The sequence below is a fragment of the Metapseudomonas boanensis genome (assembly GCF_018704125.1).
Lineage (GTDB): Bacteria > Pseudomonadota > Gammaproteobacteria > Pseudomonadales > Pseudomonadaceae > Metapseudomonas > Metapseudomonas boanensis.
Map to the genome: position 1 here is coordinate 261,254 of NZ_JAGTIS010000003.1, position 26,354 is coordinate 287,607.

The following is a 26,354-nucleotide window of genomic DNA, read 5'->3' on the forward strand; positions in this document are numbered from 1 at the left end:
TTGTCGGACTGCAATCGGAATCAGAGGCGTGGCAGGACCAGATCCTTGAGATCGGTCAGCTTGCCATGAAAGAAGTGCCCGCATTCTGCCACTTTCAGAAGCTCATGGGGACGAGCCAGGCTCGCAGACCAGTCGTAGACAGCCTGCGGACTGACAACCTCGTCGGCATCGGGCTGAATCACCGCCAGTTCGCCTCGTTCAGGCAAGGGATGGTCGCCATTCAGGCGCATGACCGCCGGTGCCACCATGAATAGCTGCGGCACCTCGACGCCTTGCTGCTCCAGGCGTCCGGCCAGGCTGGCAGCGACAAATCCCCCGAAGGAAAAGCCGAACAGGATTAATGGCAGTTCTGGACGCCGGGCGCGGAGCCAATGGGCGGCTGCCTCCGCGTCGTCTACCTCGCCAGTGCCCATGTCATGACTCCCCGCACTGGTCCCGACTCCCCGGTAATTGAAGCGCAGGGTGCTATAACCAGCGTCACGGGCGGTACGCTGCAAGGTGGAAACCACCTTGTTGAGCATAGTTCCGCCCTGCACCGGGTTAGGATGGCAGATCAGAGCCAGGCCCTTGGCCTCGGACAGATCGAGATGCAATGCTTCGAGTTGGCCACAGGGACCATCGAGCAAAATAGGATTTTCGCGGATCAACAACGGTTACTCCGTGACCCCGGTCCGGGTCGACTCGTCTTGGATTAGCACAACAGGGCTTGCGTCGCGGTATACAGCGCGGACTCGAGCCGTTAACGTAAAGCAAAGCCGCTTATAGAGGAAGGACTCGTGGAACAGTCGCTCACCGTCTGGTTGTTACCAGCCTTCGCCCTGCTCGCCGGTATCGGCATCGGATTCCTGATCGCCCGCCTGGCGCCCAACGCTGCCCCGACAAGGACGCAACGTCAGCTGGATGAACTGCAGGAACGCTTCGATACCTACCAGAGTGAGGTGGTCACCCACTTCAACACCACCGCCAGCCTGGTCAAGAAACTTACTCAGAGCTACCAGGACGTACAGGAGCACCTCTCCGAGGGCGCAACTCGCCTGGCCCTGGACGAACTGACCCGTCAACGCCTGCTGGCCGCCCTGCACGCCGACGAGGCCGCCAGCCCGCGCGAGCGACTGACCCCACCCAAGAGCAACGAGGCGCCGAAGGACTATGCGCCCAAAGCTCCGGACACCCCCGGCACCCTGGACGAAACCTTCGGCCTCAAAGGCAAGTACTGAATCCCAGGTGGCGAAGACGGCTTGCCGGAACCACCAACCTGAAGCCCAACAAAAAGCCCCGCAAACGCGGGGCTTTTTACTGCCTTGCCGTTTAGATCGCGCCACGCGTGCGGAGCAGGTCCAGCACCTGTTTGACGCCCTCTTCCACCGAAGTGGATTGGGTGTCGATCACCAGGTCGGCATCCAGCGGGACATCGTAGGGGAAGGACTCGCCAGGGATGTTGTCCTGGCCAGCCGCATAGAGCCCCTGCGGGTCACGTTCACGGCAAGCCTGCGGCGACGCCTGGACATAGACGGTAATCAAGCGCTCGGCACCGAGCAGCGCCTTGGCCTGCTCCCGCCCCTCAGCATCCGGAGCGACAAAGGCTGCCAGCGTCAGAAGGCCAGCTTCATTGAACTGACGGGCGACATGAGCGGCGCGGCGCCAGTTCTCAGTACGTCCAGTACGATCCTGTGGCAAGCCCTTGTTCAGGTCATGGCGCAGGTTCTGACCGTCAAGAACGTAGACCGCACGGCCCATGTCGAACAGCTTGCGCTCGACCGCGTAGGCCAGCGTGCTCTTGCCTGCACCAGAGAGACCGCTGAACAGCACGGTGGCAGGCTGCTGGCCGAAGCGGGCAGCGCGCTCGTCGCGGGACACGTGGGCTAGCTTGCCGTGGTGGCCACTGACATTACGCCCGGCCAGCGGATCAGCAATGATCATGCCGGCGCCGACGGTACCATTGGTCAGGCGATCGATGACGATGAAGGCACCGGTTGTGCGGTTCTGCTCGTAGCCATCGAGGGCGATGGGCGCATCCAGGCTGACCTTGACCTTGGCGATCTCGTTCAGCTGTAGGTTGCTAGCCGAAGTCTCCTCCAGGGTGTTCACATCCACCTTGTGAGCAATGCTCGGGATGGAACCCGGCACGTAGCTGGTGGCGCGCTTGATGTCGTATTTCTTGCCCGGCAGCATCGGCTCCTCGGACATCCACACCAGCATGGCCTCGAAACCATCGGTAACCACTGGGAGGTTGTCGGCGTGCACCAGCATGTCGCCACGGGAAACGTCGATCTCGTCTTCCAGGGTCAGAGTGATGGCCTGGCCCGGGCCGGCCTGCTCAAGCTCTCCATCGAAGGTGACGATGGACTTGACCCGACTGCTCTTGCCCGAAGGCAGCGCCACGACTTCGTCGCCCTTGTGCACGATGCCGCTGGCAAGAGTGCCGGCGAACCCGCGGAAGTTGAGGTTCGGCCGGTTTACGTACTGCACAGGGAAGCGCATGTCGTTGAAATTGCGATCGCCGGCGATCTCGACGGTCTCGAGGATCTCCATTAACGGCTTACCGTCGTACCAGGGCGCACGCTCGCTGCGATTGACCACGTTGTCGCCCTTGAGGGCAGACATCGGCACGAAATGAATCGAGGTCGGAGCCAGCTTGATGCGGTCGGCGAACTTCAGGTAGTCGGCCTTGATCTGCTCGAAGACGCCCTGATCGAAATCCATCAGGTCCATCTTGTTCACCGCCACGACGATGTGACGGATACCCAGCAGGGAAGCGATGAAGCTGTGGCGGCGGGTTTGCGTCTGCACACCGTAGCGGGCATCGATCAGGATGATTGCAAGATCGCAGGTGGAGGCGCCAGTCGCCATGTTGCGGGTGTACTGCTCATGACCGGGGGTGTCGGCGATGATGAATTTGCGTTTGGCGGTGCTGAAATAGCGGTAGGCCACGTCGATGGTGATGCCCTGCTCACGTTCGGCTTGCAGACCGTCTACCAGCAGCGCCAGGTCGACGTCGTCGCCGGTGGTGCCGACCTTCTTCGAGTCGCGGGTAATGGCTTCCAGGTGATCTTCATAGATCATCTTGGAGTCGTGCAGCAGGCGCCCGATCAGGGTGCTCTTGCCGTCGTCAACGTTGCCGCAGGTAAGGAAGCGCAAGAGTTCCTTGCGCTCGTGCTGGGCCAGGTAAGCGAGGATGTCCTGGCTGATCAGATCGGATTGATGGCTCATGGTGCGGAATCCTTAGAAATAACCCTGACGTTTCTTCTCTTCCATCGAACCGGCCTGGTCGTGGTCGATGACACGGCCTTGGCGTTCGGATGTGCGGGTCAGGAGCATTTCCTGGATGATTTCCGGGAGCGTGGTAGCGCTGGACTCCACCGCGCCGGTCAGCGGGTAGCAGCCCAGGGTACGGAAACGCACCATCTTCTTCTGGATGCCGGCCTTCTGCTCGTCGCTGAGGTGCTCGAGAATGCGCTCGTCATCGATCATGATCAACGCGCCATTCATCTCGATGACTTCCCGCTCGGCTGCGAAGTAGAGCGGCACGATCGGGATGCTTTCCAGGTAGATGTATTGCCAGATGTCCAGCTCGGTCCAGTTGGACAGGGGGAAGACGCGGATCGACTCGCCCTTCTTCACCTTGCCGTTGTAGACGTTCCACAGCTCCGGACGCTGGTTCTTCGGGTCCCAGCGGTGCTTGCTGTCCCGGAAAGAGTAGACGCGCTCCTTGGCACGGGATTTCTCCTCGTCACGACGGGCGCCACCAAATGCTGCATCGAAGCCGTACTTGTCGAGCGCCTGCTTCAGACCCTCGGTCTTCATGACGTCAGTGTGCTTCGCGCTGCCATGGGTGAAAGGGTTGATGCCTTGGGCGACGCCTTCCGGATTAACGTGGGTAATCAGGTCAAGACCCATTTCGCTGACCATCTTGTCGCGAAAACGGTACATCTCCTGGAACTTCCACTGGGTGTCGACATGCATGACCGGGAACGGCAGCTTGCCTGGAAAGAACGCCTTGCGTGCCAGGTGCAGCATGACGGCGGAGTCTTTACCGATGGAATAGAGCATCACCGGGTTGTCGAATTCGGCGGCCACTTCACGGATGATGTGGATGCTCTCCGCCTCCAGCTGTTTCAGGTGCGTCAGTTTATCGAGCATGGCTACTCACGAAGTCTTTCTGATACGACGGCCGGCGGGCCGTGGACGAAGCGGCACTCTAGCACAGCCCCTCCTTCTATTGAGGGGCCGATTTAGAACGAAAAGATCTAGTGATATGCCGGCCGGATAGAAGCCTGCCGGCAGCCGCTACACAGGATTCGGACAGTCGATGAAGAGGTGTTCAAGAGCGAAACGTCGGGCCAGATAATCGCCCAACGCCTGAATGCCGTAGCGCTCGGTAGCATGATGGCCCGCGGCGATGAAGCTGATGCCATTCTCCCGTGCGCTGTGAAACGTCTGCTCCGACGCCTCACCAGTCAGGTACAGGTCGACGCCCGCGGCAATCGCCTGATCGATGTAGCTCTGGCCACCGCCCGTGCACCAACCGACCCGACGGATCATCTGCGGCCCTTCCACCAGGAGCGGCTCCCTGCCCAAGACAATCCGCACCTTGCGGGCAAAGTCGCTTGCCGTCATCGGCTCGACCAGCGACCCGACAAGACCGACCGTGCGCGGGTTTTCTGGATCCAGCGGCCCTTCGACGACGATGTCCAATTGGCGCGCCAACTGCACGTTGTTACCCACCTCGGGATGCACGTCCAGCGGCAGATGGTAGGCCAGCAGGCTGATGTCATGGCTGAGCAGCGTCTTCAAGCGACGCTGTTTCATCCCCACCACCCGCGGGTCCTCGCCCTTCCAGAAATAGCCATGGTGCACCAGCACCACATCAGCCTCCGCCTCGACTGCGGCATCCAGCAGGGCCTGACTGGCCGTGACGCCGGAAACGATGCGACTGACCTGCGGTCGCCCCTCGACCTGGAGTCCATTGGGGCAGTAATCCTGGATACGCGAAGCGTTGAGATAGCGCTCGGCTTCCTCCACCAGGGTGTTCAGGGCGATGGCCATGCACATTCCTCACAAGCTATTACTGGCGTCTGCTTTTTGGCAGGCGCCTCCGTATAATGGCGCCACCTTAAGGGGCACCTCGGCCCCTCGCAACCCTCAGGACTCTTCCCCGATGCTCAAGGCCCTGCGTTTTCTTGGCTGGCCCCTGCTTGTCGGCGTGCTGGTGGCACTGCTGATCATCCAGAAGTACCCGCAATGGGTCGGCCTGCCCACCCAGGAAGTGCACGTACAGGAAGCCCCCAGCTTCAGATTCAACCGACAAGGCCCTGCCTCCTATGCGGACGCGGTGAAAAGCGCCTCTCCCGCCGTTGCAAACCTCTACACGACCAAGATGGTGAGCAAGCCGGCTCACCCCTTGTTCGAGGACCCACAGTTCCGCCGTTTCTTCGGCGATAACCTGCCACGCCAACGACGCATGGAGAGCAGCCTCGGCTCGGCTGTGATCATGAGCCCGGAAGGCTACCTGCTGACCAACAACCATGTCACCGCGGGAGCCGACCAGATCGTGGTCGCACTCAAGGACGGGCGCGAAACTTTGGCTCACCTCGTTGGCAGCGACCCAGAAACCGATCTGGCCGTACTCAAGATTGACCTCAAGGACCTGCCCTCGATCACCCTTGGCCGCTCCGATGACATCCGCATCGGCGATGTCGCCCTGGCCATTGGCAACCCCTTTGGCGTTGGCCAGACGGTGACCATGGGCATCATCAGCGCCACCGGACGCAACCAGCTTGGCCTGAACACCTACGAAGACTTCATCCAGACCGATGCCGCCATCAACCCAGGCAACTCCGGCGGTGCCCTGGTCGATGCCAACGGTGACCTGATTGGGATCAATACCGCCATCTTCTCCAAGTCCGGCGGCTCCCAGGGCATCGGCTTCGCAATTCCGACCAAGCTGGCACTGGAGGTGATGAAAGCCATCGTCGAGCACGGCCAGGTCATTCGTGGCTGGCTGGGCATCGAAGTACAACCGCTGACGCCCGAACTCGCGGAGTCGTTCGGACTGGAAGGCCGTCCCGGCATCGTGGTGGCTGGCATCTACCGCGACAGCCCTGCACAGCGGGCCAACCTGCAGCCAGGCGATATCATCCTGAGCATCGACGGCGAACCTGCCGGAGATGGACGCCGCTCCATGAACCAGGTCGCACGAACCAGGCCCGGCGAGCAGGTCAACATCCTGGTCATGAGAAATGGCAAAGAGCTCGAACTTGCAGCCGAAGTCGGCGTGAGACCCCCACCGAGCAGTAACGGCGGCAACTGACATTCTGAAACGGGCCCTGGCCTCAGTTCGCCGACAAGCAGTGCATCAACAAGGGGCAGTCCCAGGTGCCGGATGCCGTAACCTCGATTCACACCTGGAAGTACAGCCTGGCCACCTACCAGCCAGGCTGCCGCAGTTCAGCAAGCTGCGGCTAGTGCTCCTGCCGGAAGTCGACCCGCTCGATGTGGGTCCGGGCGAACCACTACCGGCCAGGGCGCTACGGAACGGCAAGCCTGCGGCCGACATCGAGTTGATCGGAGACTATCGCTGCGAAGCTGACACGGACAGTGCCAAGGCTGATGAGCAATGACGCACCAGGATCCTGGCGCGCAATGCGAACCTCAATATCATCGCCACTCAAGTCGCCACCCCGGACACGCCAAAAGGCGAGAACGTGTGCGAGCAAAGCCTGTTCAGCTCTCTGGCCTTCCTCGGGGCTCCGCACCACGAGTAATGGGACACGGGAAAAGAAAAAGCCGAGGCGGTAACCCGCACTCGGCTTCTCTTACTCCTGTCACACTTATCGCGTGGCCAACGCATCCAGCAGCGCCTGGTTCTGCTCGGGCGTTCCGATGGTGATGCGCAAGAACTGGGCAATACGCTCCTGCTTGAAGTGGCGGACGATCACGCCCTGCTCCCGCAATCCGGCAGCGATACCGGCTGCATCTTTCTGCGGGTGTCGGGCGAAGATGAAGTTGGCAGCCGATGGCAGCACCTCGAAGCCCAATTTGCCGAGCTCTGCAATCAGGTGTTCACGGCTGTCGATGACCTTGCGGCAGGTGGCGTCGAAGTAGACCTTGTCCTCGAACGCAGCTGCAGCTCCGACGATGGCCATGCGATCCAGCGGATAGGAGTTGAAGCTGTTCTTGATGCGCTCCAAGGCCTCGATCAGGTCCGCGTGCCCCACCGCCAGACCTACGCGCAGGCCCGCAAGGGAGCGCGACTTGGACAACGTCTGAGTCACCAGCAGGTTCGGATAACGATCCACCAGGCAGATTGCGCTCACACCGCCGAAGTCGATGTAGGCCTCATCCACGACCACCACCGAGTCGGGGTTGGCTTGCAGCAGCTTCTCGATGGCCTCGAGCGGCAGCAAGCAACCGGTTGGGGCGTTCGGGTTGGGGAAGATAATCCCGCCATTGGGACGCTCATAATCCTCGACGCGGATCTGGAACTGCTCGTCCAGCGGCATCGCCTCGAAGGGGATGCCGTACAGACCGCAGTAGACCGGATAGAAGCTGTAGGTCACGTCGGGGAACAACAGCGGCCGGCCGTGCTGGAACAGGCCGTAAAAAGCATGGGCCAACACCTCGTCGGAACCGTTACCGACGAACACCTGACTCGGCTGCACGCCGTAATAGTCGGCGACCGCGTGCTTGAGGCGGTCGCTGTTCGGGTCCGGATAGAGGCGGAGGCTCTCGCCCACTTCCGCCTGCATGGCGGCAATCGCCTTGGGCGAAGGTCCGTAGGGGTTCTCGTTGGTGTTCAGCTTGACCAGGTTGGCGATCTTGGGTTGTTCGCCAGGTACGTAGGGCACCAGGTCCTTGACGAAGGGACTCCAGAACTTGCTCATGTTCACTCCCCCTTGATCCGGTATTCGGCGCTGCGCGCGTGAGCGGTCAGCGACTCGCCACGCGCCAGTACCGAAGCAGTCTTGCCCAACTCGGACGCACCATCGGCCGAGCAGAAAATGATCGACGAGCGCTTCTGGAAGTCATACACGCCCAGCGGCGAGGAGAAGCGCGCAGTGCCGGACGTCGGCAACACGTGGTTGGGCCCAGCACAGTAATCGCCCAGCGCCTCGGCAGTGTAGCGGCCCATGAAGATGGCACCGGCATGGCGAATCTGCGGCAGCCACGCTTGCGGATCGGCTACCGACAACTCCAGGTGCTCGGGGGCGATGCGGTTGGCCACTTGGCAAGCCTGGGCCTGGTCAGCCACTTGGATCAGCGCGCCACGATTCTGCAGCGAAGTGCGAATGATCGCCTCGCGCTCCATGGTCGGCAGGAGCTTGTCGATGCTGGCGGCAACCCGATCAAGGAAAGCTGCGTCCGAGCTGACCAGGATCGCTTGGGCATCTTCGTCGTGCTCGGCCTGGGAGAACAGGTCCATGGCGATCCAGTCCGGATCGGTCTGGCCGTCGCAAACCACGAGGATCTCCGACGGGCCGGCAATCATGTCGATACCCACCTGGCCGAACACATGGCGCTTGGCGGTGGCGACATAGATGTTGCCTGGTCCGACGACCTTGTCCACCTGCGGCACGCTCTCGGTGCCATAGGCCAGCGCAGCCACGGCCTGAGCGCCACCGATGGTGAAGACGCGATCGACGCCTGCTACACAGGCAGCGGCCAGGACGATCTCGTTGATCTCCCCACGCGGCGTCGGCACCACCATTACCACTTCAGCAACACCAGCAACCTTGGCCGGGATCGCGTTCATCAGCACGGAGGACGGATAGGAAGCTTTCCCGCCCGGCACATAAAGGCCAGCGCGGTCCAGCGGCGTGACCTGCTGGCCCAGCACGGTGCCGTCGGCTTCCGTGTAAGTCCAGGAGTCCTGCTTCTGCTTTTCGTGGTAGCTGCGCACCCGTGCAGCAGCAGTTTCCAGCGCCTTGCGCTGCTCGACGGTGATGCGCGTCAGGGCAAGCTCAAGGCGCTCGCGGGGCAGGATCAGGTCGGCCATCGAAGTCGCTTCGACACCATCGAAACGCTGGGTGAACTCGACCACGGCGGCATCGCCACGCTCGCGGACGGCCTGAATGATCTCGAGCACACGCTGGTTGACGGCTTCATCGGATACGCTTTCCCAGCTCAGCAGATGATCCAGGTGTCGAGCGAAGTCCGGATCAGCGGCATTGAGTCGGCGAATAGCGATAGGAGCGGTCATAGCGGGCCTCATGAATGGCAAATACTCGGGCGCCGCTAGAGTAGCAAGCCCACCGTGCGGGCACCCGAGAATATTGGCTATGACACGGATAGGCGCGTGCGGCTCAGGGCCGCACTTATTGTGTCAGCTGGGGTGTCGAGACTCGACTGCGCCGCGCAGGACATCGATCAGCGCCTGGATGCGCGCGTGCTGCATCTTCATCGAAGCCTTGTTGACGATCAGTCGCGAACTGATGGTGGCGATCAGCTCCTGCGGCTCCAGACCGTTAGCGCGCAGGGTGTTGCCGGTATCGACGACGTCGATGATCTTGTCGGCCAGACCGACCAATGGCGCCAACTCCATGGAGCCATAAAGCTTGATCACATCAACCTGGCGCCCTTGCTCGGCGTAGTAGCGCTTGGCGATATTGACGAACTTGGTGGCCACGCGCAGGCGCCCCTTGGGCTCGGAAGCTCCGATAGCACCCGCTGTCATCAGCTTGCATTGGGCGATTTGCAGGTCCAGCGGCTCATAAAGACCCTGACCGCCGTATTCCATCAGCACGTCCTTGCCGGCAACGCCAAGGTCGGCCGCACCATGTTCGACGTAGGTGGGAACATCGGTGGCACGAACGATCAACAGCCGGACATCCTCCTGAGTGGTGGGGATGATCAGCTTGCGGCTCTTGTCCGGATTCTCGGTCGGCACGATGCCGGCTTCGGCCAGCAACGGCAGGGTGTCGTCGAGAATACGGCCCTTGGACAACGCGATGGTGAGCATGGAACTGGATATCCTTGGCTACGGCCCGATTCGGGCCTGATGCAGAGGCGACATGGCTGGCCTGACCCGATAAGCCTAGGCCAGGCCTGCGGCCACCTTAACCCGGCACGCGACGGATCTTGGCGCCGAGCAACTGCAGTTTTTCCTCGATGCACTCATAACCACGATCGATGTGGTAGATGCGGTCGATGAGGGTATCGCCTTCGGCAACCAGACCAGCGATCACCAGGCTGGCGGAAGCCCGCAGGTCGGTGGCCATGACCGGGGCGCCCTTGAGGCGCGGCACACCGGTAACGATTGCGGTGTTGCCCTCGACGAGGATCTGCGCACCCATGCGGTTCATTTCATAAACGTGCATGAAGCGGTTCTCGAAGACAGTCTCGATCACAGCGCCGGTGCCCTCGGCGACAGCGTTGAGGGAAATGAACTGGGCCTGCATGTCGGTCGGGAACGCCGGATACGGGGCAGTTCGGATGTTGACCGCCTTCGGACGGTTACCCTTCATGTCCAGCTCGATCCAGTTGTTGCCGGTGTTGATGTGCGCGCCGGCCTCTTCCAGCTTGAGCAGGACCGCTTCAAGAATGGTCGGATCGGTATCCTTGAGCTTTACGCGGCCACCGGTAGCAGCTGCTGCCACCAGGTACGTGCCGGTTTCGATACGGTCAGGCATAACGTTATAGCGAGCGCCGCCGAGGCGTTTCACGCCATCGATGGTGATGGTGTCGGTACCCGCACCCTGGATCTGGGCTCCCATGGCATTCAGGCAGTTGGCCAGATCGACCACTTCCGGCTCACGGGCTGCGTTCTGCAGAACGGAACGGCCGTTGGCCAGTGCCGCGGCCATCATGATGTTCTCGGTACCGGTCACGCTGACGGTGTCGAAGACGAAGTTGGCGCCGCGCAGGCCGCCGGCCGGAGCCTTGGCCTTGATGTAACCGCCTTCTACGTCGATCTTGGCGCCCATGGCTTCCAGGCCACGGATGTGCAGGTCCACCGGACGCGAACCGATGGCACAGCCGCCGGGCAACGCAACTTCAGCCTCGCCGAAGCGGGCCACCATCGGGCCAAGTACCAGAATGGAGGCACGCATGGTCTTCACCAGCTCGTATGGTGCCACCAGGGTCTTGATGCTGCTTGCGTCGACTTCGACACTGAGCTTCTCATCGATCACCGGCTGCACGCCCATACGACCGAACAGCTCGATCATGGTCGTGATGTCGTGCAGGTGCGGCAGGTTGGCTACGGTCACCGGGGTATCGGCGAGCAAAGTAGCGGCCAGGATCGGCAGCGCGGAGTTCTTGGCGCCGGAAATGCGGATTTCGCCGTCGAGGCGTTGACCGCCAGTAATAATCAGTTTGTCCATAGTTCTCTCGGCAGCGGAGCTCAGGAGCGCTCGGCCCAGGCGGCCCGGCTGAAGAATTTCATGGTCACGGCATGGATGCTGCCATCGGCGATCCAGGCGTTCAGGTGTGCGTAAACCTGCTGTTGGCGCTTGACTGGGCTCAGGCCAGCCAACTCGTCACTGATCAGGTTCAATTGGAAGTTGCAGCCTTCACCTTCAACTTCCACCTGGGTACCTGGCAGTTTTGCCTCCAGGAGGCTTTTCACTTCTACGGCCTGCATGCTCAACCTCAATCGGCGCCCAACGCGCGCGGGTCGGCCATGATACAAAAAAGCCCTCCACCTGCGAACCCCGTACAAACGGGGTCAGACGGAGGGCTGCAAGACTTGTTCAGGCCTCTAACGGCAGAAGCTCGGTCAAATTCGAAACTTCAGCGATCTGCCGCATGTCGTCGGGCAGGCCGCGAAAGGCAAGCGTCTTGCCGGCAGCCTGAGCATCGCGCATGAATGCCAGCAGCAAAGCCAACCCAACGCTGCTGCTCTTCTCCACGCCCGAGAGGTCCACCAGTACGCGATCACCGGTGCTTGCGCCGATCAACTTTCCGCCCGCCTCACGCAACTGCGGGCCGGTATTGAAGTCGAGGACGCCCGCCAGGCGAAGCTCGCCTGGCGCGACCTGATCGATCCGGGCCTCACTCATTACTTTTGCCCACTGCTCGCTGGGCTTCTTCGGTTTCCTTGGCTTTGGCGACCACGTTGGCCCAGCCATCGATGGTCTTGTCCAGGTTGTTGCCATTCTTCTGCATGCTATCGGCGAACTGATCGCGGAACAGCTTGCCGATGTTGATGCCGTTGATGATGACGTTGCGCACCATCCACTGCCCCTGGATGCTCACCATGGTGTAGGAAACTGGGTAGATGGCACCGCTACGCCCGGTAACTTCCATGCCAACGCTTGCGCGCCCGGCATCATCCTCCCGGACATTGAGGACGCGGATATTCTGGTTGTCGTACTCCAGCAAGGCATTGCCATAGAACTGGATCAAGCTGCGCTTGAAGTTTTCCTGGAAACGCGCCATCTGCTCAGGAGTGGCATTACGCGAGTATTTCACGGTCATGATGCTGCGCGAGATGCCGTCGGCATCCACCACTGGCCCAAGGATTCGATTGAGCGAGTCGTAGAAGGCGTCTGGATTGCCGCGGTATTGCTCCTTGTTGGCCTTGAGGTCAGCCAGCAATTGCTCGGTGGTTTCCTGAACCACATCGCGCGGACCAGCAGAGGCGGTCGCGATCAAGGGGAGCGCTGCCAGCAGGACCAGCAGGCCGTTTCGCAGGGCTTTGAACAACATAGGTGTAATCCTCATTTGCTTTCTTTGTTGACCGTGTTCAGCAGGAACTTACCAATCAGATCCTCTAGCACCAGCGCCGACTGGGTGTCACGGATGGTTCCACCGTCCTTGAGCAACTCCTCATCGCCGCCGACGCTGAGGCCGATGTACTTCTCACCGAGCAGCCCGGCCGTCAGGATGGATGCCGTGGAGTCCGTCGGCAGATTGTCGACGCGCTTTTCGACCTCCATGGTGACCCGACCGGTATAGCTGTCGCGATCCAGGTCGATGGCCGTGACCTTGCCAATCGTTACACCGGCCATGGTGACCTTGGCTCTGACAGTCAAGCCGGCAATATTGTCAAAATGCGCATAAAGCTTGTAGGTATCGTCACTGGCGCCATAAGACAGGCCACTGACTCGCAGAGCCAGCAACATCAGGGCCAACATCCCAGCCAGAATGAAAAGGCCGACACCAATTTCCAAGGTGCGGATTTGCATCAGAAATCTCCAAACATCAAAGCAGTCAGGATGAAGTCGAGCCCCAGCACGGCCAGCGAGGCATAGACCACGGTTTTAGTCGTCGCGCGGCTGATCCCTTCCGAGGTCGGCTCGCAGTCATAGCCCTGGAACACGGCGATCCAGGTCACCACGAAGGCGAATACGACGCTCTTGATCACGCCATTCAGCACATCCTCGGTGAATTCGACACTGTTCTGCATGTTGGACCAGAAAGAGCCTTCATAGACTCCCAGCCAGTCCACCGCCACCATCGCCCCACCCCAGATTCCCACCACGCTGAAAATCATCGCCAGCAGCGGCATCGAAATGAACCCAGCCCACAAACGTGGCGCGATGATGTACTTCAGCGGGTCCACGCCAATCATTTCGAGACTGGAAAGCTGCTCCGTGGACTTCATGTTGCCGATCTCGGCGGTTAATGCAGAACCGGCGCGCCCCGCGAAAAGCAGCGCAGTCACCACCGGTCCCAGCTCACGCAGCAACGTCAGCGCCACCATCTGGCCAACGGCCTGCTCCGAGCCGTAGTCCACCAGGATGTTGTAGCCCTGCAGCGCCAGCACCATGCCGATGAAGACACCCGAGACGATGATGATTGCCAGCGACATCACGCCAACGGAAAAGAGCTGCTTGACCAGCAACTGGAACCCATTGCCAACACCAGTACGACCAAACAAGGCATGCAGCAGGAACAAGGTCGAGCGACCCAGTGCTTCCAGCACATCCAGGCCAGAGCGCCCAAGCAGGCCTATGCGCTCGAGTTGAGATTTCTTGCGCATCAGCGCCCCCCCAACAGATCGGAACGATAATCCGGCGCCGGGAAGTGGAAAGGCACTGGACCGTCCGGGATTCCCTTCATGAACTGCCGGACACGCGGGTTTTCGGAATTCATAAGTTCGTCTGGCGTACCCTGACCCAGCACCTCGGCATCCCCCACCAGGTAGATGTAGTCAGCGATGCTGGCCGTCTCGGCCAGGTCATGGGAGACCACGATACTGGTAATGCCCAGGGCGTCGTTGAGCAATCGAATGAGGCGAACCAGCACACCCATGGCGATCGGGTCCTGGCCTACGAAAGGCTCGTCGTACATGAGGATCTGCGGGTCGAGCGCGATAGCACGTGCCAAGGCCACCCGACGTTTCATGCCTCCGGACAATTCATCGGGCATCAGCTCGAATGCGCCCCGCAGGCCAACGGCCTGGAGCTTCATCAGCACGATGTCGCGAATCATCTCCGCGGGCAGGTGCGTGTGGACCCGCAAAGGGAACGCCACGTTCTCGAACACATCGAGATCAGTGAACAGGGCGCCGCTCTGGAACAGCACACCGAACTGCTTGCGCATGTCGAACAGCTCCGCCCGCGATAGCGTGGGCAGGTTCCGACCATTGACCCAGACTTCGCCGCTGGACGGCTTCAACTGGGCGGCGATCAAGCGCAACAGCGTGGTCTTGCCGCAGCCGGACGGCCCCATGATGCCGGTCACTTTGCCGCGCGGGATGCGGATATCGACATCTTGAAATATGCTGCGCGTGCCGCGCTTGAAGGTTACGCCCTTCAGCTCAACGGCATAGGCACTCTCGGCGCTCATCTGGACTCCTTGCGATACAGCCTCCCGGTCAGACGCCGCATCCCACCGCAAGGACACTGCGCCCACGACGGGCCGAATAAGGCGTGAACTATACCATCGCAGCAGTGCCCCTCCCAAGGCTGCTTGCGGTCTCCCTCGGCTTTGCGACGAGCTCGACGGCATTGGTGCGTGAGCAAAGCCGCCTTTGCCGCTATAATCCCGACCTTTTCCTTCGGCAACCGCACGCCCTACATGACCCAGTCCAGCGATCTGATCAAGTCCGCACAACGCACCATCCGACTCGAACGAGAGGCTATCGACGCCCTCCTCCCGCGAATCGACGCCGATTTCATCCGCGCATGTGAACTGATCCTCTCCTGCAAAGGCCGCGTCGTCGTCGTCGGCATGGGCAAGTCAGGTCACGTCGGAAACAAGATCGCCGCCACGCTTGCCAGCACCGGCACGCCGGCTTTCTTCGTCCACCCTGCCGAGGCCAGCCATGGCGACATGGGCATGATCACCACCGACGATGTGGTGCTCGCCCTCTCCAACTCGGGCTCCACCGCCGAGATCGTTACGCTATTGCCGCTGATCAAGCGTCTCGGGATCACGCTCATCAGCATGACCGGCAACCCCGACTCCCCACTGGCCAAGGCCGCCGCCGCCAAACTGGATGCGCGGGTAGCGCAGGAAGCGTGCCCACTCAACCTGGCGCCGACCTCATCCACCACCGCATCACTGGTGCTGGGCGATGCGCTGGCGATCGCCCTACTGGAAGCCCGCGGCTTCACCGCCGAGGACTTCGCGTTTTCGCACCCCGGCGGCGCACTTGGCCGTCGTCTCCTGCTCAAGGTAGAGAACATAATGCATGCAGGTGAAAGCCTGCCCCGCGTCGCCCGCGGCACCCCCTTGCGCGAGGCTCTGCTGGAAATGACCCGCAAGGGACTGGGTATGACTGCAGTTCTGGAAAGCGATGGCACGCTCGCCGGCATTTTCACTGACGGCGACCTGCGCCGAACCCTGGACAAAGGCATCGACGTGCGCCAGGCCAGTATCGATGAGGTCATGACTGTTCACGGCAAAACCGTACGCCCGGAGATGCTGGCCGCCGAAGCCCTGAAGATCATGGATGACCACAAGATCAACGTCCTGGTGGTGGTCGATGACTCCGACCGACCGACCGGAGCCCTGCACATCCACGACCTGACCCGCGCCGGGGTGATCTGATGAACAACCAGCTCCTGCAACGCGCCAAGGCTATCCGCCTGGCCGTTTTCGACGTCGATGGCGTGCTCACCGACGGACGTCTTTACTTCCTGCCAGATGGCGGCGAGTTCAAGACCTTCAATACCCTGGATGGTCATGGCATCAAGATGCTGATCAATTCGGGCGTGCGCACCGCCATCATCAGCGGCCGCAAGTCCCCGGTCGTCGAGCGACGCGCCCAGAACCTGGGTATCCAGCACCTCTATCAGGGCCGCGAAGACAAACTGGTCGTCCTGGACGAACTGCTTGCCGAACTGGGCTTGAGCTATGAACAAGTGGCCTATCTGGGCGATGACCTGCCCGACCTGCCAGTGATCCGCCGCGTCGGCCTCGGCATGGCCGTGGCCAGCGCGGACAGCTTCGTGCGCCAGCATGCCCACGGCGTGACCCAAGCCCGCGGTGGGGACGGTGCCGCCCGCGAGTTCTGCGAGCTGATCATGCGCGCCCAAGACAGCCTGGAAGCAGCCCAAGCCGCTTACCTCTGAGGCCACACCCATGTCCAAGAACCTTCGCCTCACCCTGATCCTGGCGCCCATTGCCGCGCTGCTGATCGCCTTGGGCTACTGGAACATCCGCCCCGAGAGCTTCATGGACAGAACGCCCAGCCCAACCGATGCAAACGCTATCGACTTCTATGTCGAAAACGGCAAGAGCACCCAGTTCCAGGCTGACGGCAAGCTCCACTACGAACTGACCAGCAAACGCCTCGAACATATCAAGGCGACTGATGTCACATTGCTGACCCAGCCTGATCTGCAGCTGTATCGCGGCACCGCCTATCCCTGGCATGTGCAGAGCGAGCGCGGCGAAGTCTCCCCTGGCGGTAGCCAGGTCGAACTGATCGATAGCGTCAGGATTGCACGCACTGACGCCAAGGGCCGCCCCACTATTCTCACCACCAGCCGACTGACCGTGTTCCCGGATGAGGAATTTGCGCAGACTCAGCAAGCCGTTAAAATCGAAGCGGCTAACGGGGTCACTACGGCGCAAGGAATGAAAGCGTACTTGAATGACGGCAGGATGCTCCTGCAGTCCAACGTAAGAGGCCAGCATGAGGTTCGTTAATACCCTCCCCCTACTGCTCAGCCTGGGTGCCGCACTCGGAAGTGCCGCTGCCTGGGCCCTGCCGACGGACCGCGACCAGCCCATCCGGGTCCAGGCCGACAGTGCCGAACTGGACGACAAGCAGGGCGTCGCGGTTTACCGCGGCGACGTCATCATCACCCAAGGTACCCTGAAGATCACCGGCGACACGGTGACCATCACCCAGGACTCCAACGGCGACATCCAGGTCTTCACGTCGGTCGGCAAGCCTGCCTATTACGAGCAGAAGCCGGCCGTCGACAAGGAGATCGTCAAGGCTTACGGCATGACCATCCAGTACTTTGCCAGCAATGAGCGCATCGTACTGATCGACCAGGCCAAGGTAATCCAGGAAGGCAATACTTTCGAAGGCGAGAAGATCGTCTATGACACCCAGCGTCAGATCGTGAATGCAGGGCGGGCCACCGGCACCAACGTCAGCACGCCGCGCCCGCGGATCGACATGGTCATCCAGCCCAAGAAAAAAGAGCAGAACGCGGGACAAGCACAGTAATGGCGACCCTCAAAGCCCAGCATCTGGCCAAAAGCTACAAGAACCGGCAGGTGGTACGCGACGTCAGCGTCTCGATCGATAGCGGCCAGATCGTTGGCCTGCTTGGCCCCAACGGTGCGGGCAAGACCACGTGCTTCTACATGATCGTGGGCTTGGTCAAAGCCGACCAGGGCCGGGTGCTGATTGACCATCAGGACGTCACCCACCAGCCCATGCACGGCCGCGCCCGCGCCGGTATTGGCTACCTGCCGCAGGAAGCCTCGATCTTCCGCAAGCTGAGCGTTGCCGACAACATCATGGCAATCCTGGAAACCCGCAAGGACCTGGACCGCGCCTCCCGTCGCAAGGAACTGGAGAGCCTGCTCCAGGAATTCCACATCAGCCATATCCGCGACAATCTTGGGATGAGCTTGTCCGGCGGTGAGCGACGCCGGGTGGAAATCGCCCGAGCGCTGGCCACGGCCCCGAAGTTCATCTTGCTGGACGAGCCCTTCGCGGGGGTCGACCCAATCTCAGTGGGTGACATCAAGCAGATCATCCACCACCTCAAGGCCAAGGGAATTGGTGTGCTCATCACGGATCACAATGTCCGCGAGACTCTGGATATCTGCGAGACTGCGTATATCGTCAGCGATGGCCAGCTGATCGCCGAGGGTGATGCCGAAGCAATCCTGGCCAACCAGTTGGTGAAGGAAGTCTACCTGGGCCATGAATTCCGTCTGTAGCCCGACAACCGATCTGTAAGGACGGGTTGCGAGAGCTAGGAAAATCCTTCAAGGTCAGGCATATAATTTGCTTCCTGGTGGCGCTTCGGCGCCCTGTAGTGGATGGCGCGTGAGCGCCGGCGAATAAGGTGCTAAGCCCCCTGCCATGAAACCATCGCTAGTCCTAAAGATGGGCCAGCAGCTGACGATGACTCCGCAGCTGCAACAGGCCATCCGCCTACTCCAACTGTCCACCCTCGATCTGCAGCAGGAGATCCAGGAGGCACTGGAATCCAATCCCATGCTGGAACGACAGGAGGATGGCGAAGATTTCGACACCTCCGACCCCATGGCTGAAGGCGAGCAACTGACCAACACCTCCACCCAGGAGTCCAGCTTCCAGGAATCCAGCGTCGAGGCTAATGCCGAAGCTCTGGAAGACGGCGAATGGCATGAACGCATCCCGAGCGAACTGCCAGTCGACACTGCCTGGGAAGACGTCTACCAAACCAGCGCGAGCAGCCTGCCTAGTAACGACGACGATGAGTGGGACTTCACCTCCCGCACGTCTGTCGGCGAAAGCCTGCAAAGCCATTTGCTGTGGCAGCTGAACCTCGCTCCGATGTCGGATACCGACCGGCTGATCGCCGTCACGCTCATCGACTGCATCAACAACGATGGCTACCTGGAAGAGTCGCTTGCGGACATTGCCGAAGCCTTCGACCCGGAACTCGAGATCGAGCTCGACGAGATCGAAGTGGTGCTGCACCGCATCCAGCAGTTCGAGCCCGCCGGCATCGGTGCCCGCGACCTGCGCGAATGCCTGCTGCTGCAACTGCGCCAACTGCCGGTGAAAACCCCCTGGCTGAGCGAAGCGCAACGCCTTGCGGGCGACTACCTGGACCTGCTGGGCAATCGCGACTACAGCCAGCTGATGCGCCGCATGAAGGTCAAAGAGGATGAGCTGCGCCAGATCATCGAATTGATCCAGGGGCTCAACCCGCGCCCAGGCTCGCAGATCGAGGCCAGCGAACCGGAATACGTCGTTCCCGACGTCATCGTGCGCAAGCACAACGAGCGCTGGTTGGTGGAGTTGAACCAGGAAGCCGTGCCACGCCTGCGGGTCAACCCCCATTACGCAGGTTTCGTCCGCCGCGCAGACTCCAGCGCCGACAATACCTTCATGCGCAACCAGCTTCAGGAAGCCCGGTGGTTCATCAAGAGCCTGCAGAGCCGGAACGAAACCCTGATGAAGGTCGCCACGCAGATTGTCGAGCATCAGCGTGGGTTCCTCGAATACGGTGACGAGGCAATGAAGCCACTCGTGCTGCACGACATCGCCGAGGCGGTAGGGATGCACGAGTCGACGATCTCCCGGGTAACCACCCAGAAATACATGCACACACCGCGCGGAATCTACGAGCTGAAGTACTTCTTCTCCAGCCACGTAAGTACTTCCGAAGGCGGTGAGTGCTCATCCACAGCGATCCGCGCGATCCTCAAAAAGCTGGTCGCAGCGGAAAATCCGAAAAAGCCGTTGAGTGACAGCAAGATCGCTGGTTTACTGGAAGCACAGGGTATCCAAGTGGCGCGTCGCACAGTCGCCAAGTACCGCGAATCCCTTGGGATCGCGCCTTCCAGCGAACGGAAGCGACTGATGTGAAGCAGAATTGAGCCACGCCAAAGTGTTCCGGTGGCAGGCCCGTTAGCCTGTCTCATATACACGGGCAATAAGGAGAAAGCGGTATGCAAGTCAACATCAGTGGACATCAACTGGATGTGACCGACGCCCTGCGCAACTATGTTGTCGAGAAGTTCGAACGACTGGAGCGCCACTTTGACCGCATCACCAATGTTCAGGTGATCATGCAGGTGGAGAAACTCAAGCAACAAATTGAAGCTACCCTTCACGTTGCCGGCGGCGAAGTCGTTGCCAACGCGGAGCACGAAGACATGTACGCCGCCATAGACCTGCTCACTGACAAACTTGATCGCCAACTGATCAAACACAAGGAAAAGCAGCTTCACCGCCAGCAGGGCGCCACGGCCCGCTGACCCTCCCCTATGATCCGACTTGAGCAAATCCTGACCCCCGGCCGTTCCCTCGTGAACGTGCCGGGCGGCAGCAAGAAACGCGTCCTCGAACAGATTGCCAACCTGGTCGCTCGCGACCTTCCCGAACTCGATGGTCAGGACATCTTCGAAAGCCTGGTATCGCGGGAAAAGCTCGGCTCCACGGGCTTTGGTAACGGTATCGCCATCCCCCATTGTCGGCTGACCGGCTGCAACTCGCCGATCAGCGCAGTGTTGCGCCTGGACGCCCCTGTAGACTTCGACGCCATCGACGGCGCGCCGGTGGACCTGCTGTTCGTATTGCTGGTTCCAGAAGCCGCTACCGATGAACACCTTGAATTGCTACGCCAGATCGCCAGCATGCTGGACCGCAGCGATGTTCGCGATCGCCTGCGCCATGCAACGGACAGCGCCGACCTGTACAAGGTAGTCGTGGACGTCCAGAGCGGACGCTAGGACTGTGCAATGCGCCTGATCATCGTCAGCGGCCGCTCCGGCTCGGGGAAGAGCACGGCTCTCCACGTGCTCGAAGACAACGGCTTTTATTGCATCGACAACCTGCCGGCAGGCCTCCTGCCCGAGCTTGCTGAGCGGGCGTTTCTGCACACTGAGCTGCTCGAGCCGAAAGTCGCCGTCTCGATCGATGCCCGCAACCTGCCGAGCCAGCTGAAACGCTTCCCCGAGTTGCTCGCTGAAGTCCGGTCGCGCTATATCCAGTGCGATGTTCTCTACCTAGACGCCGAAGACGAGGTACTGCTCAACCGGTTCTCTGAGACGCGCAGGCGCCACCCACTGACCGACGACAACCGCTCCCTGGCCGAAGCGATAGGTGACGAGACAACGTTGCTCGCCCCAATTGCTGACCTAGCAGACCTGCGCATCGACACCACCCGGCTCAACCTCTATCAGCTACGGGACAGCCTGAAGCTACGCCTGCTGAACCAGCCAGAACCGGGTACCGCCTTCCTGGTCGAGTCGTTCGGTTTCAAGCGCGGCATGCCAGTAGATGCAGACCTGGTGTTCGACGTGCGCTGTTTGCCGAACCCCTATTGGAAGCCGGAACTACGCGACCACTCTGGCCTGGAACAGCCTGTGGCCGATTACCTCGCAGCGCAGCCGGATGTCGAGGAAATGTACCAGGACATCCTTGCGTACCTGAACAAATGGCTGCCGCGTTTTGCCGCCAGCAACCGGGCTTATGTCACCATCGCCATTGGTTGCACGGGCGGCCATCATCGCTCGGTCTATGTTGCCGAACGTTTGGGCGCAGCCTTGAAGCCTACCTTGAAGAACGTCCAGGTTCGCCACCGCGACCTCAGCTAGAAGGATGAACGCCGCGATGCCCGCCTGTGAAATCACCATCATCAACAAACTGGGTCTGCACGCCCGAGCGGCCGCCAAGTTCGTTGGAGTTGCCGGGCGGTTTCCCTGCCAGATCCGCGTTGGCCGCTCACCGGAAAGCCTGGTTGATGGCAAGAGCATCATGGCCGTAATGATGCTGGCCGCGGGCAAGGGCACCCCGATCCACCTCCACACCGAAGGCGAGCAGGATCATGACGCCCTGGACGCGCTGGTGGAGTTGATCAACAACAGGTTCGACGAAGGGGAATAGGAAGCGAAAGCCGGCAAACCTTCGCCCCCTGCAATCAGTGGTACACGCTAGCTACCCGCTACCGTCATTCGCTCGATCAGTACCGAGCCAGTGCGAATGTTCCCGCGCAACTCCAGATCATTCCCCACAGCCACAATCTGGCGGAACATGTCCTTCAGGTTGCCAGCAATGGTGACTTCCTGCACCGGGAACTGAATCTCTCCGTTCTCCACCCAATAGCCGGCAGCACCGCGCGAGTAGTCGCCGGTGACCATGTTCAAGCCTTGCCCCATCAGCTCGGTCACCAACAGGCCCCGCCCCATGCGACGCAGCAGCGATGCCTGGTCTTCCTGGCCGTGGCTGACAAAGAGGTTATGCACGCCACCTGAGTTAGCGGTGCTCGGCAGGCCCAGCTTCCGGCCGGAATAGGTCCCCAGGATGTAGGACACCAGTTCGCCCTTTTCGACGAAGGGTTTGGCATAGGTGGCCAGCCCGTCATTATCGAAAGCTGCACTGGCCATGGCGCGCGGGATGTGCGGACGCTCATCCAGGATCAGCCACTCGGGGAACAGGCGCTGTCCGAGCGCGCCCTCGAGGAAAGACGACTTGCGATAGAGGTTTCCGCCAGAAATCGCCGAGAGGAAGCTCCCGAACAATCCCGTGGCCAACTCCGCCGCGAACAACACGGGCACTTCGCAAGTCGGTACCGGGCGGGCGCCCAAACGGCTCACAGTGCGTTCCGCAGCGCGGCGACCAATACTGGCAGGGTCCGCGAGCAGGGTACCCAGGCGATTGACGTCGTACCAGTAGTCGCGCTGCATCTGACCTTGGTTCTCTGCGATCATGACGCAGCTCAGACTATGTCGCGTGCTGGCATAGCCACCGACAAAACCATGACTATTACCATAGACGCGACAACCTTGATGGGTATTCAGAGTCGTGCCGTCTGCATTGCTGATCCGCGAGTCAGCCTCGAAAGCTGCCGTTTCGCAGATTAGCGCCTGCTCGACTGCCTGCTCCGGACTAATGGACCAGGGGTGATAAAGATCGAGGTCCGGGAGGTCACGCGCCATCAGCGCGGCGTCCGCCAAACCGGCGCACTCGTCCTCGGACGCATGCTTGGCAATGGCCAGGGCTGCGGCGACTGTCTCGCGAATCGCGTCTTCGCCGCTGGCCGAAGTGCTGGCCGAGCCCTTGCGCTGCCCGACATAGAGGGTGATGCCGAATCCCTGGTCACGATTGAACTCGACTGTTTCCACTTCACCCTGGCGAACCGTCGTGGAAAGTCCCTGTTCCACCGAAACAGCCACCTCGCACTCGCTGGCACCCTGGCGCCGAGCCTCGGCAAGAATACGCTCGACCCGTGCCTGCAGTTCCGGCAAGGCCTCTGGGCCGACCACTTCTACTTCACTCATAGCCACTCCAGTTCACAAAATCTTTTAAGCGAGGGGCGCACAAGCGCGTCCCCGCGATTTCCGCCCACAGGCGGCGCCAGTCGGGCCGGACAACGGGCGTCCGACTGGTTATCATGGCGGCGTTTCCCATTGGACCACCCCCATGTCTGAATTCTTTGACGACGACTTCTCCGGAGAGAAGAGTAAATCCCAGATCAAGCGCGAGCTGCATGCCCTGCAGGATCTCGGCGAGCGCCTGACCACCCTCAAGCCGGACGTACTGGCCAAGCTACCGCTGACCGACGCCTTGCAGAAGGCTCTGGCGGAAGCGCCCAAGCACAAGGCCCACATTGCCCGCAAACGGCACATCCAGTACATCGGCAAGCTGATGCGCGAACAGGACATCGATGCCATCGTCGGCCTGATCGACCAGCTCGACAGCTCCACTCGCCAGTACAACGAGCGTTTCCATGGCCTGGAGCGCTGGCGCGATCGACTGATCGAGGGTGGTGACGCGGCGCTTGAAAGCTTCGTCGCCGAATACCCCGAGACCGATAGACAGCACCTGCGCGGCCTGATCCGTCATGCCCAGCACGAAGCGGCCCACAACAAACCACCGGCAGCCGCGCGCAAAGTGTTCAAGTACATTCGCGACCTGGACGAAGCCAAGCGCGGACTGCGTTAAACCCATCAGGGGCCTTCATCAGGCCCCCGTCCCTCCTACCGTGATCGCATCGATCTTCAGCGTAGGCTGCCCTACGCCCACAGGTACCGACTGCCCATCCTTGCCGCAGGTACCAACGCCGCTATCCAGCGCCAGGTCATTGCCGACCATGGAGACTCGGCTCATCGCCTCAGGACCATTGCCGATCAAGGTCGCGCCTTTCACGGGTGTAGTGATGCGACCGTTCTCGATCAGATAGGCCTCGCTGGTGGAAAACACGAACTTGCCGCTGGTGATATCCACCTGGCCTCCACCGAGGTTGGCGCAGTAGATGCCCCGCTCCACCGATGCGATGATTTCTTGTGGATCGCTCTCACCGGCCAACATGTAGGTATTGGTCATACGCGGCATCGGCAAGTGCGCGTAGGACTCCCGACGGCCGTTGCCCGTGCGAGCCACACCCATCAGCCGGGCATTGAGTTTGTCCTGCATGTAGCCTTTGAGCACACCGTTTTCGATCAGCGTAGTGCACTGGGTAGGGGTGCCTTCATCATCCATGCTCAGCGAGCCGCGGCGGAATGCCAGGGTGCCGTCGTCGACGATGGTGCAGAGGCTCGAAGCCACCTTCTCGCCAATTCGTCCGCTATAGGCCGAGCTTCCCTTGCGGTTGAAATCACCTTCCAAGCCATGGCCGACCGCTTCGTGAAGCAGCACGCCAGACCAGCCGGCGCCCATGACCACAGGCAAGGTACCCGCCGGTGCGGGAACGGCTTCCAGGTTCACCAGCGCCTGGCGAAGAGCTTCGCGTGCGTAGCCCATGGCCCGGTCCTCCTGAAGGAAGTAGCGATAATCGGTGCGACCGCCGCCGCCATGACCACCGCGCTCGCGTCGACCATTCTGCTCGACGATGACGCTGACGTTGAATCGAACCAGTGGTCGTATATCGGCCCCCAGACTGCCGTCACTGGCGGCGATCAGGATTCGTTCCCAGACCCCGGCCATGCTGACGGTGACCTGCTTGATGCGAGGATCCAGAGCACGGGTCGCTGCGTCTACGTTCTTCAGCAGCTCTACTTTTTCCGCGCGACTGATGACCTCCAGCGGGCTGCTGGAATCGTACAAACGAGTCACCTGCGGCGTAGCGAACGCCTGAACCCGGCCCTCCTGGCCAGCCCGAGAGATCGAGCGGGCCGCCCGCGCAGCTTGGCGCAGCGCCTCGGCAGTGATCGCGTTGCTGTAAGCAAAACCGGTCTTCTCACCGGACTGGGCACGCACGCCCACACCTTGATCAAGGTGGAAACTGCCCTCTTTGACGATGCCGTCCTCCAGCACCCAGGATTCGGACACCTGCCCCTGGAAGTACAGGTCGGCGGCATCGATGCCCGGCCCGGCCAACTCACCGAGGATCGCCGGCAACTGCTCGATGCTGAGGTCACCGGGCGCCAGCAAGTGAACGCTGACGGCTAACAGAAGGTCGCTCATAACTTCTCCGTTCGCGCCGGCCCAGGAGTGGCCGGCGTCATGAATCGTCTATGGGTACTCACCGGCATGCGCTGACGTATCTCCGCCTGCTCCGCTGCATTCCGGCTGGCCAGCAGCACCGCCTCGCCCTGGGCCTGTTCGGCCAGTACCCGGCCCCAGGGATCAACGATGGCCGAATGGCCGAAGGTTTCACGTGGGCCGGGATGGACACCACCTTGCCCCGCTGCCAGCAGGTAGCACTGGGTTTCGATGGCCCGAGCTCGCACCAGCACCTGCCAATGGGCCGCGCCAGTCACCGCAGTGAATGCTGAGGGCGCGCTGATCAGCTCAGCACCAGCCTCGCGCAGTGCGCTGTAGAGTTCGGGGAAACGCAGGTCATAGCAAACTGTCAGTCCCAGCCGTCCAACGGGCGTATCTGACACGACCACGTCCGCGCCATGGGCATAGTCGTCGGACTCTCGGTAACGGCCCCGGTTATCGCTGACATCCACATCGAACAAGTGAATCTTGTCATAACGCGCAACCCGCTCCCCCTGCTCATCCACCAACAGGGAACAGGCGTTGGGTTTATCCTGCGGCCGCCGGTCAGGCGGCAAGGGCAGGGTTCCGGCCACTATCCACAGGCGCAGGTCCCGCGCCGCCTGCCTCAGCCAAGGCAGAATCGGCCCATGCCCTTCCGCTTCGGCCCGGCCCAGTTCGGTCAGGTCTCGTCGCCCCATGGCGCTGAAGTTCTCGGGCAATACCGCCAGGCGTGCACCACCTTCGGCGGCCTGCTCCAACAACCGGCGGGCACTGGCAAGGTTGGCCAGCACATCGTCCTGGCTGACCATTTGAATCACGGCAAGGGACATCGTGCGCTCCGACTGGGACA

Annotated in this window: 30 protein-coding genes; 13 read left to right on the plus strand and 17 right to left on the minus strand. The window is 61.2% G+C overall.

Annotated elements, in window-relative coordinates; all coding sequences use genetic code 11:
• Positions 1–20: 20 nt before the first annotated feature.
• Positions 21–650 carry an alpha/beta hydrolase gene (locus J7302_RS08755; protein WP_215372865.1) on the minus strand — a complete coding sequence of 210 codons (630 nt, stop codon included), beginning with the start codon at positions 648–650 and terminating at the stop codon, positions 21–23.
• A gap of 126 nt (positions 651–776) precedes the next feature.
• Here J7302_RS08755 and J7302_RS08760 point away from each other — a divergent pair, with 126 nt between their 5' ends.
• Complete coding sequence (locus tag J7302_RS08760) at positions 777–1,217, plus strand: YhcB family protein (protein WP_215372866.1); 441 nt, start codon at positions 777–779, stop codon at positions 1,215–1,217.
• 91 nt (positions 1,218–1,308) lie between these two features.
• Here J7302_RS08760 and cysN read toward each other — a convergent pair whose 3' ends face one another.
• From cysN to J7302_RS08775, 3 genes are all read right to left on the minus strand, one after another.
• Entirely contained in the window at positions 1,309–3,210 is a 1,902-nt protein-coding gene (gene cysN / locus J7302_RS08765) for a sulfate adenylyltransferase subunit CysN (RefSeq protein ID WP_215372867.1), read from the minus strand.
• Positions 3,211–3,222: 12 nt separating this feature from the next.
• Positions 3,223–4,140 carry a sulfate adenylyltransferase subunit CysD gene (gene cysD / locus J7302_RS08770; protein ID WP_215372868.1) on the minus strand — a complete coding sequence of 306 codons (918 nt, stop codon included), beginning with the start codon at positions 4,138–4,140 and terminating at the stop codon, positions 3,223–3,225.
• 147 nt (positions 4,141–4,287) lie between these two features.
• A complete protein-coding gene (locus J7302_RS08775; RefSeq protein WP_215372869.1) occupies positions 4,288–5,046 on the minus strand; it encodes a Nif3-like dinuclear metal center hexameric protein in 759 nt (252 codons plus the stop codon).
• A gap of 112 nt (positions 5,047–5,158) precedes the next feature.
• Between J7302_RS08775 and algW the strand changes: the two genes are divergently transcribed.
• Positions 5,159–6,310, plus strand: a complete 1,152-nt coding sequence (gene algW / locus J7302_RS08780) for a Do family serine endopeptidase AlgW (RefSeq protein WP_215372870.1) — start codon at positions 5,159–5,161, stop codon at positions 6,308–6,310.
• Positions 6,311–6,830: 520 nt separating this feature from the next.
• Here the strand turns inward: algW and hisC are convergent.
• From hisC to J7302_RS08830, 10 genes are all read right to left on the minus strand, one after another.
• Entirely contained in the window at positions 6,831–7,883 is a 1,053-nt protein-coding gene (gene hisC, locus J7302_RS08785; RefSeq protein ID WP_215372871.1) for a histidinol-phosphate transaminase, read from the minus strand.
• Positions 7,884–7,885: 2 nt separating this feature from the next.
• Complete coding sequence (gene hisD, locus J7302_RS08790) at positions 7,886–9,199, minus strand: histidinol dehydrogenase (protein ID WP_215372872.1); 1,314 nt, start codon at positions 9,197–9,199, stop codon at positions 7,886–7,888.
• A gap of 123 nt (positions 9,200–9,322) precedes the next feature.
• Positions 9,323–9,958, minus strand: coding sequence for an ATP phosphoribosyltransferase (hisG, locus tag J7302_RS08795; protein WP_215372873.1), 636 nt, complete (start codon positions 9,956–9,958; stop codon positions 9,323–9,325).
• 97 nt (positions 9,959–10,055) lie between these two features.
• Positions 10,056–11,321 carry a UDP-N-acetylglucosamine 1-carboxyvinyltransferase gene (gene murA, locus J7302_RS08800; RefSeq protein ID WP_215372874.1) on the minus strand — a complete coding sequence of 422 codons (1,266 nt, stop codon included), beginning with the start codon at positions 11,319–11,321 and terminating at the stop codon, positions 10,056–10,058.
• A gap of 20 nt (positions 11,322–11,341) precedes the next feature.
• Positions 11,342–11,581: a BolA family protein gene (locus tag J7302_RS08805; protein ID WP_215372875.1), complete on the minus strand. Its 240-nt coding sequence runs from the start codon at positions 11,579–11,581 to the stop codon at positions 11,342–11,344.
• A gap of 109 nt (positions 11,582–11,690) precedes the next feature.
• Positions 11,691–11,999, minus strand: a complete 309-nt coding sequence (locus tag J7302_RS08810) for an STAS domain-containing protein (protein WP_215372876.1) — start codon at positions 11,997–11,999, stop codon at positions 11,691–11,693.
• Entirely contained in the window at positions 11,992–12,648 is a 657-nt protein-coding gene (locus J7302_RS08815) for an MlaC/ttg2D family ABC transporter substrate-binding protein (RefSeq protein WP_394359081.1), read from the minus strand. Before J7302_RS08815 ends, J7302_RS08810 begins: the two co-directional genes overlap by 8 nt.
• Before the next feature lie 11 nt (positions 12,649–12,659).
• Positions 12,660–13,127 carry an outer membrane lipid asymmetry maintenance protein MlaD gene (gene mlaD, locus J7302_RS08820; RefSeq protein ID WP_215372877.1) on the minus strand — a complete coding sequence of 156 codons (468 nt, stop codon included), beginning with the start codon at positions 13,125–13,127 and terminating at the stop codon, positions 12,660–12,662.
• Positions 13,127–13,924 (minus strand): lipid asymmetry maintenance ABC transporter permease subunit MlaE, encoded by a 798-nt coding sequence (gene mlaE, locus J7302_RS08825; RefSeq protein ID WP_215372878.1) that lies wholly within the window; start codon positions 13,922–13,924, stop codon positions 13,127–13,129. Before mlaE ends, mlaD begins: the two co-directional genes overlap by 1 nt.
• Positions 13,924–14,733: an ATP-binding cassette domain-containing protein gene (locus J7302_RS08830; RefSeq protein WP_215372879.1), complete on the minus strand. Its 810-nt coding sequence runs from the start codon at positions 14,731–14,733 to the stop codon at positions 13,924–13,926. The genes mlaE and J7302_RS08830 overlap by 1 nt, the downstream gene beginning before the upstream one ends.
• A 231-nt stretch (positions 14,734–14,964) precedes the next feature.
• Between J7302_RS08830 and J7302_RS08835 the strand changes: the two genes are divergently transcribed.
• The 10 genes from J7302_RS08835 to J7302_RS08880 all read left to right on the plus strand — a co-directional run bounded on the left by J7302_RS08835 (position 14,965) and on the right by J7302_RS08880 (position 21,964).
• Complete coding sequence (locus J7302_RS08835) at positions 14,965–15,939, plus strand: KpsF/GutQ family sugar-phosphate isomerase (RefSeq protein WP_215373021.1); 975 nt, start codon at positions 14,965–14,967, stop codon at positions 15,937–15,939.
• Positions 15,939–16,463, plus strand: coding sequence for a 3-deoxy-manno-octulosonate-8-phosphatase KdsC (kdsC, locus tag J7302_RS08840; RefSeq protein ID WP_215372880.1), 525 nt, complete (start codon positions 15,939–15,941; stop codon positions 16,461–16,463). The genes J7302_RS08835 and kdsC overlap by 1 nt, the downstream gene beginning before the upstream one ends.
• Before the next feature lie 10 nt (positions 16,464–16,473).
• On the plus strand, positions 16,474–17,043 hold the full coding sequence (lptC, locus tag J7302_RS08845; RefSeq protein ID WP_215372881.1) for an LPS export ABC transporter periplasmic protein LptC: 570 nt from the start codon (positions 16,474–16,476) through the stop codon (positions 17,041–17,043).
• Complete coding sequence (gene lptA / locus J7302_RS08850; protein ID WP_215372882.1) at positions 17,030–17,575, plus strand: lipopolysaccharide transport periplasmic protein LptA; 546 nt, start codon at positions 17,030–17,032, stop codon at positions 17,573–17,575. Before lptC ends, lptA begins: the two co-directional genes overlap by 14 nt.
• Positions 17,575–18,300, plus strand: coding sequence for an LPS export ABC transporter ATP-binding protein (gene lptB, locus J7302_RS08855; RefSeq protein WP_215372883.1), 726 nt, complete (start codon positions 17,575–17,577; stop codon positions 18,298–18,300). The genes lptA and lptB overlap by 1 nt, the downstream gene beginning before the upstream one ends.
• Positions 18,301–18,445: 145 nt before the next feature.
• Entirely contained in the window at positions 18,446–19,942 is a 1,497-nt protein-coding gene (locus tag J7302_RS08860) for an RNA polymerase factor sigma-54 (RefSeq protein WP_215372884.1), read from the plus strand.
• An 83-nt stretch (positions 19,943–20,025) separates the two neighbouring features.
• The gene (gene hpf / locus J7302_RS08865) at positions 20,026–20,334 is read left to right on the plus strand and encodes a ribosome hibernation-promoting factor, HPF/YfiA family (RefSeq protein ID WP_215372885.1); all 309 of its coding nucleotides are present in this window, start codon (positions 20,026–20,028) and stop codon (positions 20,332–20,334) included.
• A gap of 9 nt (positions 20,335–20,343) precedes the next feature.
• The gene (gene ptsN / locus J7302_RS08870) at positions 20,344–20,808 is read left to right on the plus strand and encodes a PTS IIA-like nitrogen regulatory protein PtsN (RefSeq protein ID WP_215372886.1); all 465 of its coding nucleotides are present in this window, start codon (positions 20,344–20,346) and stop codon (positions 20,806–20,808) included.
• Positions 20,809–20,817: 9 nt separating this feature from the next.
• Positions 20,818–21,675, plus strand: a complete 858-nt coding sequence (rapZ, locus tag J7302_RS08875; protein ID WP_215372887.1) for an RNase adapter RapZ — start codon at positions 20,818–20,820, stop codon at positions 21,673–21,675.
• Positions 21,676–21,691: 16 nt separating this feature from the next.
• Positions 21,692–21,964, plus strand: coding sequence for an HPr family phosphocarrier protein (locus J7302_RS08880; RefSeq protein WP_215372888.1), 273 nt, complete (start codon positions 21,692–21,694; stop codon positions 21,962–21,964).
• Between the two features lie 47 nt (positions 21,965–22,011).
• Here the strand turns inward: J7302_RS08880 and pmbA are convergent, their stop codons facing one another.
• Complete coding sequence (gene pmbA, locus J7302_RS08885) at positions 22,012–23,358, minus strand: metalloprotease PmbA (RefSeq protein ID WP_215372889.1); 1,347 nt, start codon at positions 23,356–23,358, stop codon at positions 22,012–22,014.
• 142 nt (positions 23,359–23,500) lie between these two features.
• Between pmbA and yjgA the strand changes: the two genes are divergently transcribed.
• On the plus strand, positions 23,501–24,022 hold the full coding sequence (yjgA, locus tag J7302_RS08890; protein ID WP_215372890.1) for a ribosome biogenesis factor YjgA: 522 nt from the start codon (positions 23,501–23,503) through the stop codon (positions 24,020–24,022).
• Between the two features lie 18 nt (positions 24,023–24,040).
• Here yjgA and tldD read toward each other — a convergent pair whose 3' ends face one another.
• Positions 24,041–25,483, minus strand: a complete 1,443-nt coding sequence (tldD, locus tag J7302_RS08895; RefSeq protein ID WP_215372891.1) for a metalloprotease TldD — start codon at positions 25,481–25,483, stop codon at positions 24,041–24,043.
• A complete protein-coding gene (locus J7302_RS08900) occupies positions 25,480–26,334 on the minus strand; it encodes a carbon-nitrogen hydrolase family protein (protein WP_215372892.1) in 855 nt (284 codons plus the stop codon). The genes tldD and J7302_RS08900 overlap by 4 nt, the downstream gene beginning before the upstream one ends.
• Positions 26,335–26,354 lie beyond the last annotated feature (20 nt).

Coding starts and splice junctions, on each gene's coding strand:
- cysN (WP_215372867.1), bottom strand. CDS start 3,210: ATGAGCCATCAATCCGATCTGATCAGCCAGGACATCCTCGCTTACCTG.
- cysD (WP_215372868.1), bottom strand. CDS start 4,140: ATGCTCGATAAACTGACGCACCTGAAACAGCTGGAGGCGGAGAGCATC.
- J7302_RS08775 (WP_215372869.1), bottom strand. CDS start 5,046: ATGGCCATCGCCCTGAACACCCTGGTGGAGGAAGCCGAGCGCTATCTC.
- algW (WP_215372870.1), top strand. CDS start 5,159: ATGCTCAAGGCCCTGCGTTTTCTTGGCTGGCCCCTGCTTGTCGGCGTG.
- hisC (WP_215372871.1), bottom strand. CDS start 7,883: ATGAGCAAGTTCTGGAGTCCCTTCGTCAAGGACCTGGTGCCCTACGTA.
- hisD (WP_215372872.1), bottom strand. CDS start 9,199: ATGACCGCTCCTATCGCTATTCGCCGACTCAATGCCGCTGATCCGGAC.
- hisG (WP_215372873.1), bottom strand. CDS start 9,958: ATGCTCACCATCGCGTTGTCCAAGGGCCGTATTCTCGACGACACCCTG.
- murA (WP_215372874.1), bottom strand. CDS start 11,321: ATGGACAAACTGATTATTACTGGCGGTCAACGCCTCGACGGCGAAATC.
- J7302_RS08805 (WP_215372875.1), bottom strand. CDS start 11,581: ATGCAGGCCGTAGAAGTGAAAAGCCTCCTGGAGGCAAAACTGCCAGGT.
- J7302_RS08810 (WP_215372876.1), bottom strand. CDS start 11,999: ATGAGTGAGGCCCGGATCGATCAGGTCGCGCCAGGCGAGCTTCGCCTG.
- J7302_RS08815 (WP_394359081.1), bottom strand. CDS start 12,648: ATGTTGTTCAAAGCCCTGCGAAACGGCCTGCTGGTCCTGCTGGCAGCG.
- mlaD (WP_215372877.1), bottom strand. CDS start 13,127: ATGCAAATCCGCACCTTGGAAATTGGTGTCGGCCTTTTCATTCTGGCT.
- mlaE (WP_215372878.1), bottom strand. CDS start 13,924: ATGCGCAAGAAATCTCAACTCGAGCGCATAGGCCTGCTTGGGCGCTCT.
- J7302_RS08830 (WP_215372879.1), bottom strand. CDS start 14,733: ATGAGCGCCGAGAGTGCCTATGCCGTTGAGCTGAAGGGCGTAACCTTC.
- J7302_RS08835 (WP_215373021.1), top strand. CDS start 14,965: ATGACCCAGTCCAGCGATCTGATCAAGTCCGCACAACGCACCATCCGA.
- kdsC (WP_215372880.1), top strand. CDS start 15,939: ATGAACAACCAGCTCCTGCAACGCGCCAAGGCTATCCGCCTGGCCGTT.
- lptC (WP_215372881.1), top strand. CDS start 16,474: ATGTCCAAGAACCTTCGCCTCACCCTGATCCTGGCGCCCATTGCCGCG.
- lptA (WP_215372882.1), top strand. CDS start 17,030: ATGAGGTTCGTTAATACCCTCCCCCTACTGCTCAGCCTGGGTGCCGCA.
- lptB (WP_215372883.1), top strand. CDS start 17,575: ATGGCGACCCTCAAAGCCCAGCATCTGGCCAAAAGCTACAAGAACCGG.
- J7302_RS08860 (WP_215372884.1), top strand. CDS start 18,446: ATGAAACCATCGCTAGTCCTAAAGATGGGCCAGCAGCTGACGATGACT.
- hpf (WP_215372885.1), top strand. CDS start 20,026: ATGCAAGTCAACATCAGTGGACATCAACTGGATGTGACCGACGCCCTG.
- ptsN (WP_215372886.1), top strand. CDS start 20,344: ATGATCCGACTTGAGCAAATCCTGACCCCCGGCCGTTCCCTCGTGAAC.
- rapZ (WP_215372887.1), top strand. CDS start 20,818: ATGCGCCTGATCATCGTCAGCGGCCGCTCCGGCTCGGGGAAGAGCACG.
- J7302_RS08880 (WP_215372888.1), top strand. CDS start 21,692: ATGCCCGCCTGTGAAATCACCATCATCAACAAACTGGGTCTGCACGCC.
- pmbA (WP_215372889.1), bottom strand. CDS start 23,358: ATGAGTGAAGTAGAAGTGGTCGGCCCAGAGGCCTTGCCGGAACTGCAG.
- yjgA (WP_215372890.1), top strand. CDS start 23,501: ATGTCTGAATTCTTTGACGACGACTTCTCCGGAGAGAAGAGTAAATCC.
- tldD (WP_215372891.1), bottom strand. CDS start 25,483: ATGAGCGACCTTCTGTTAGCCGTCAGCGTTCACTTGCTGGCGCCCGGT.
- J7302_RS08900 (WP_215372892.1), bottom strand. CDS start 26,334: ATGTCCCTTGCCGTGATTCAAATGGTCAGCCAGGACGATGTGCTGGCC.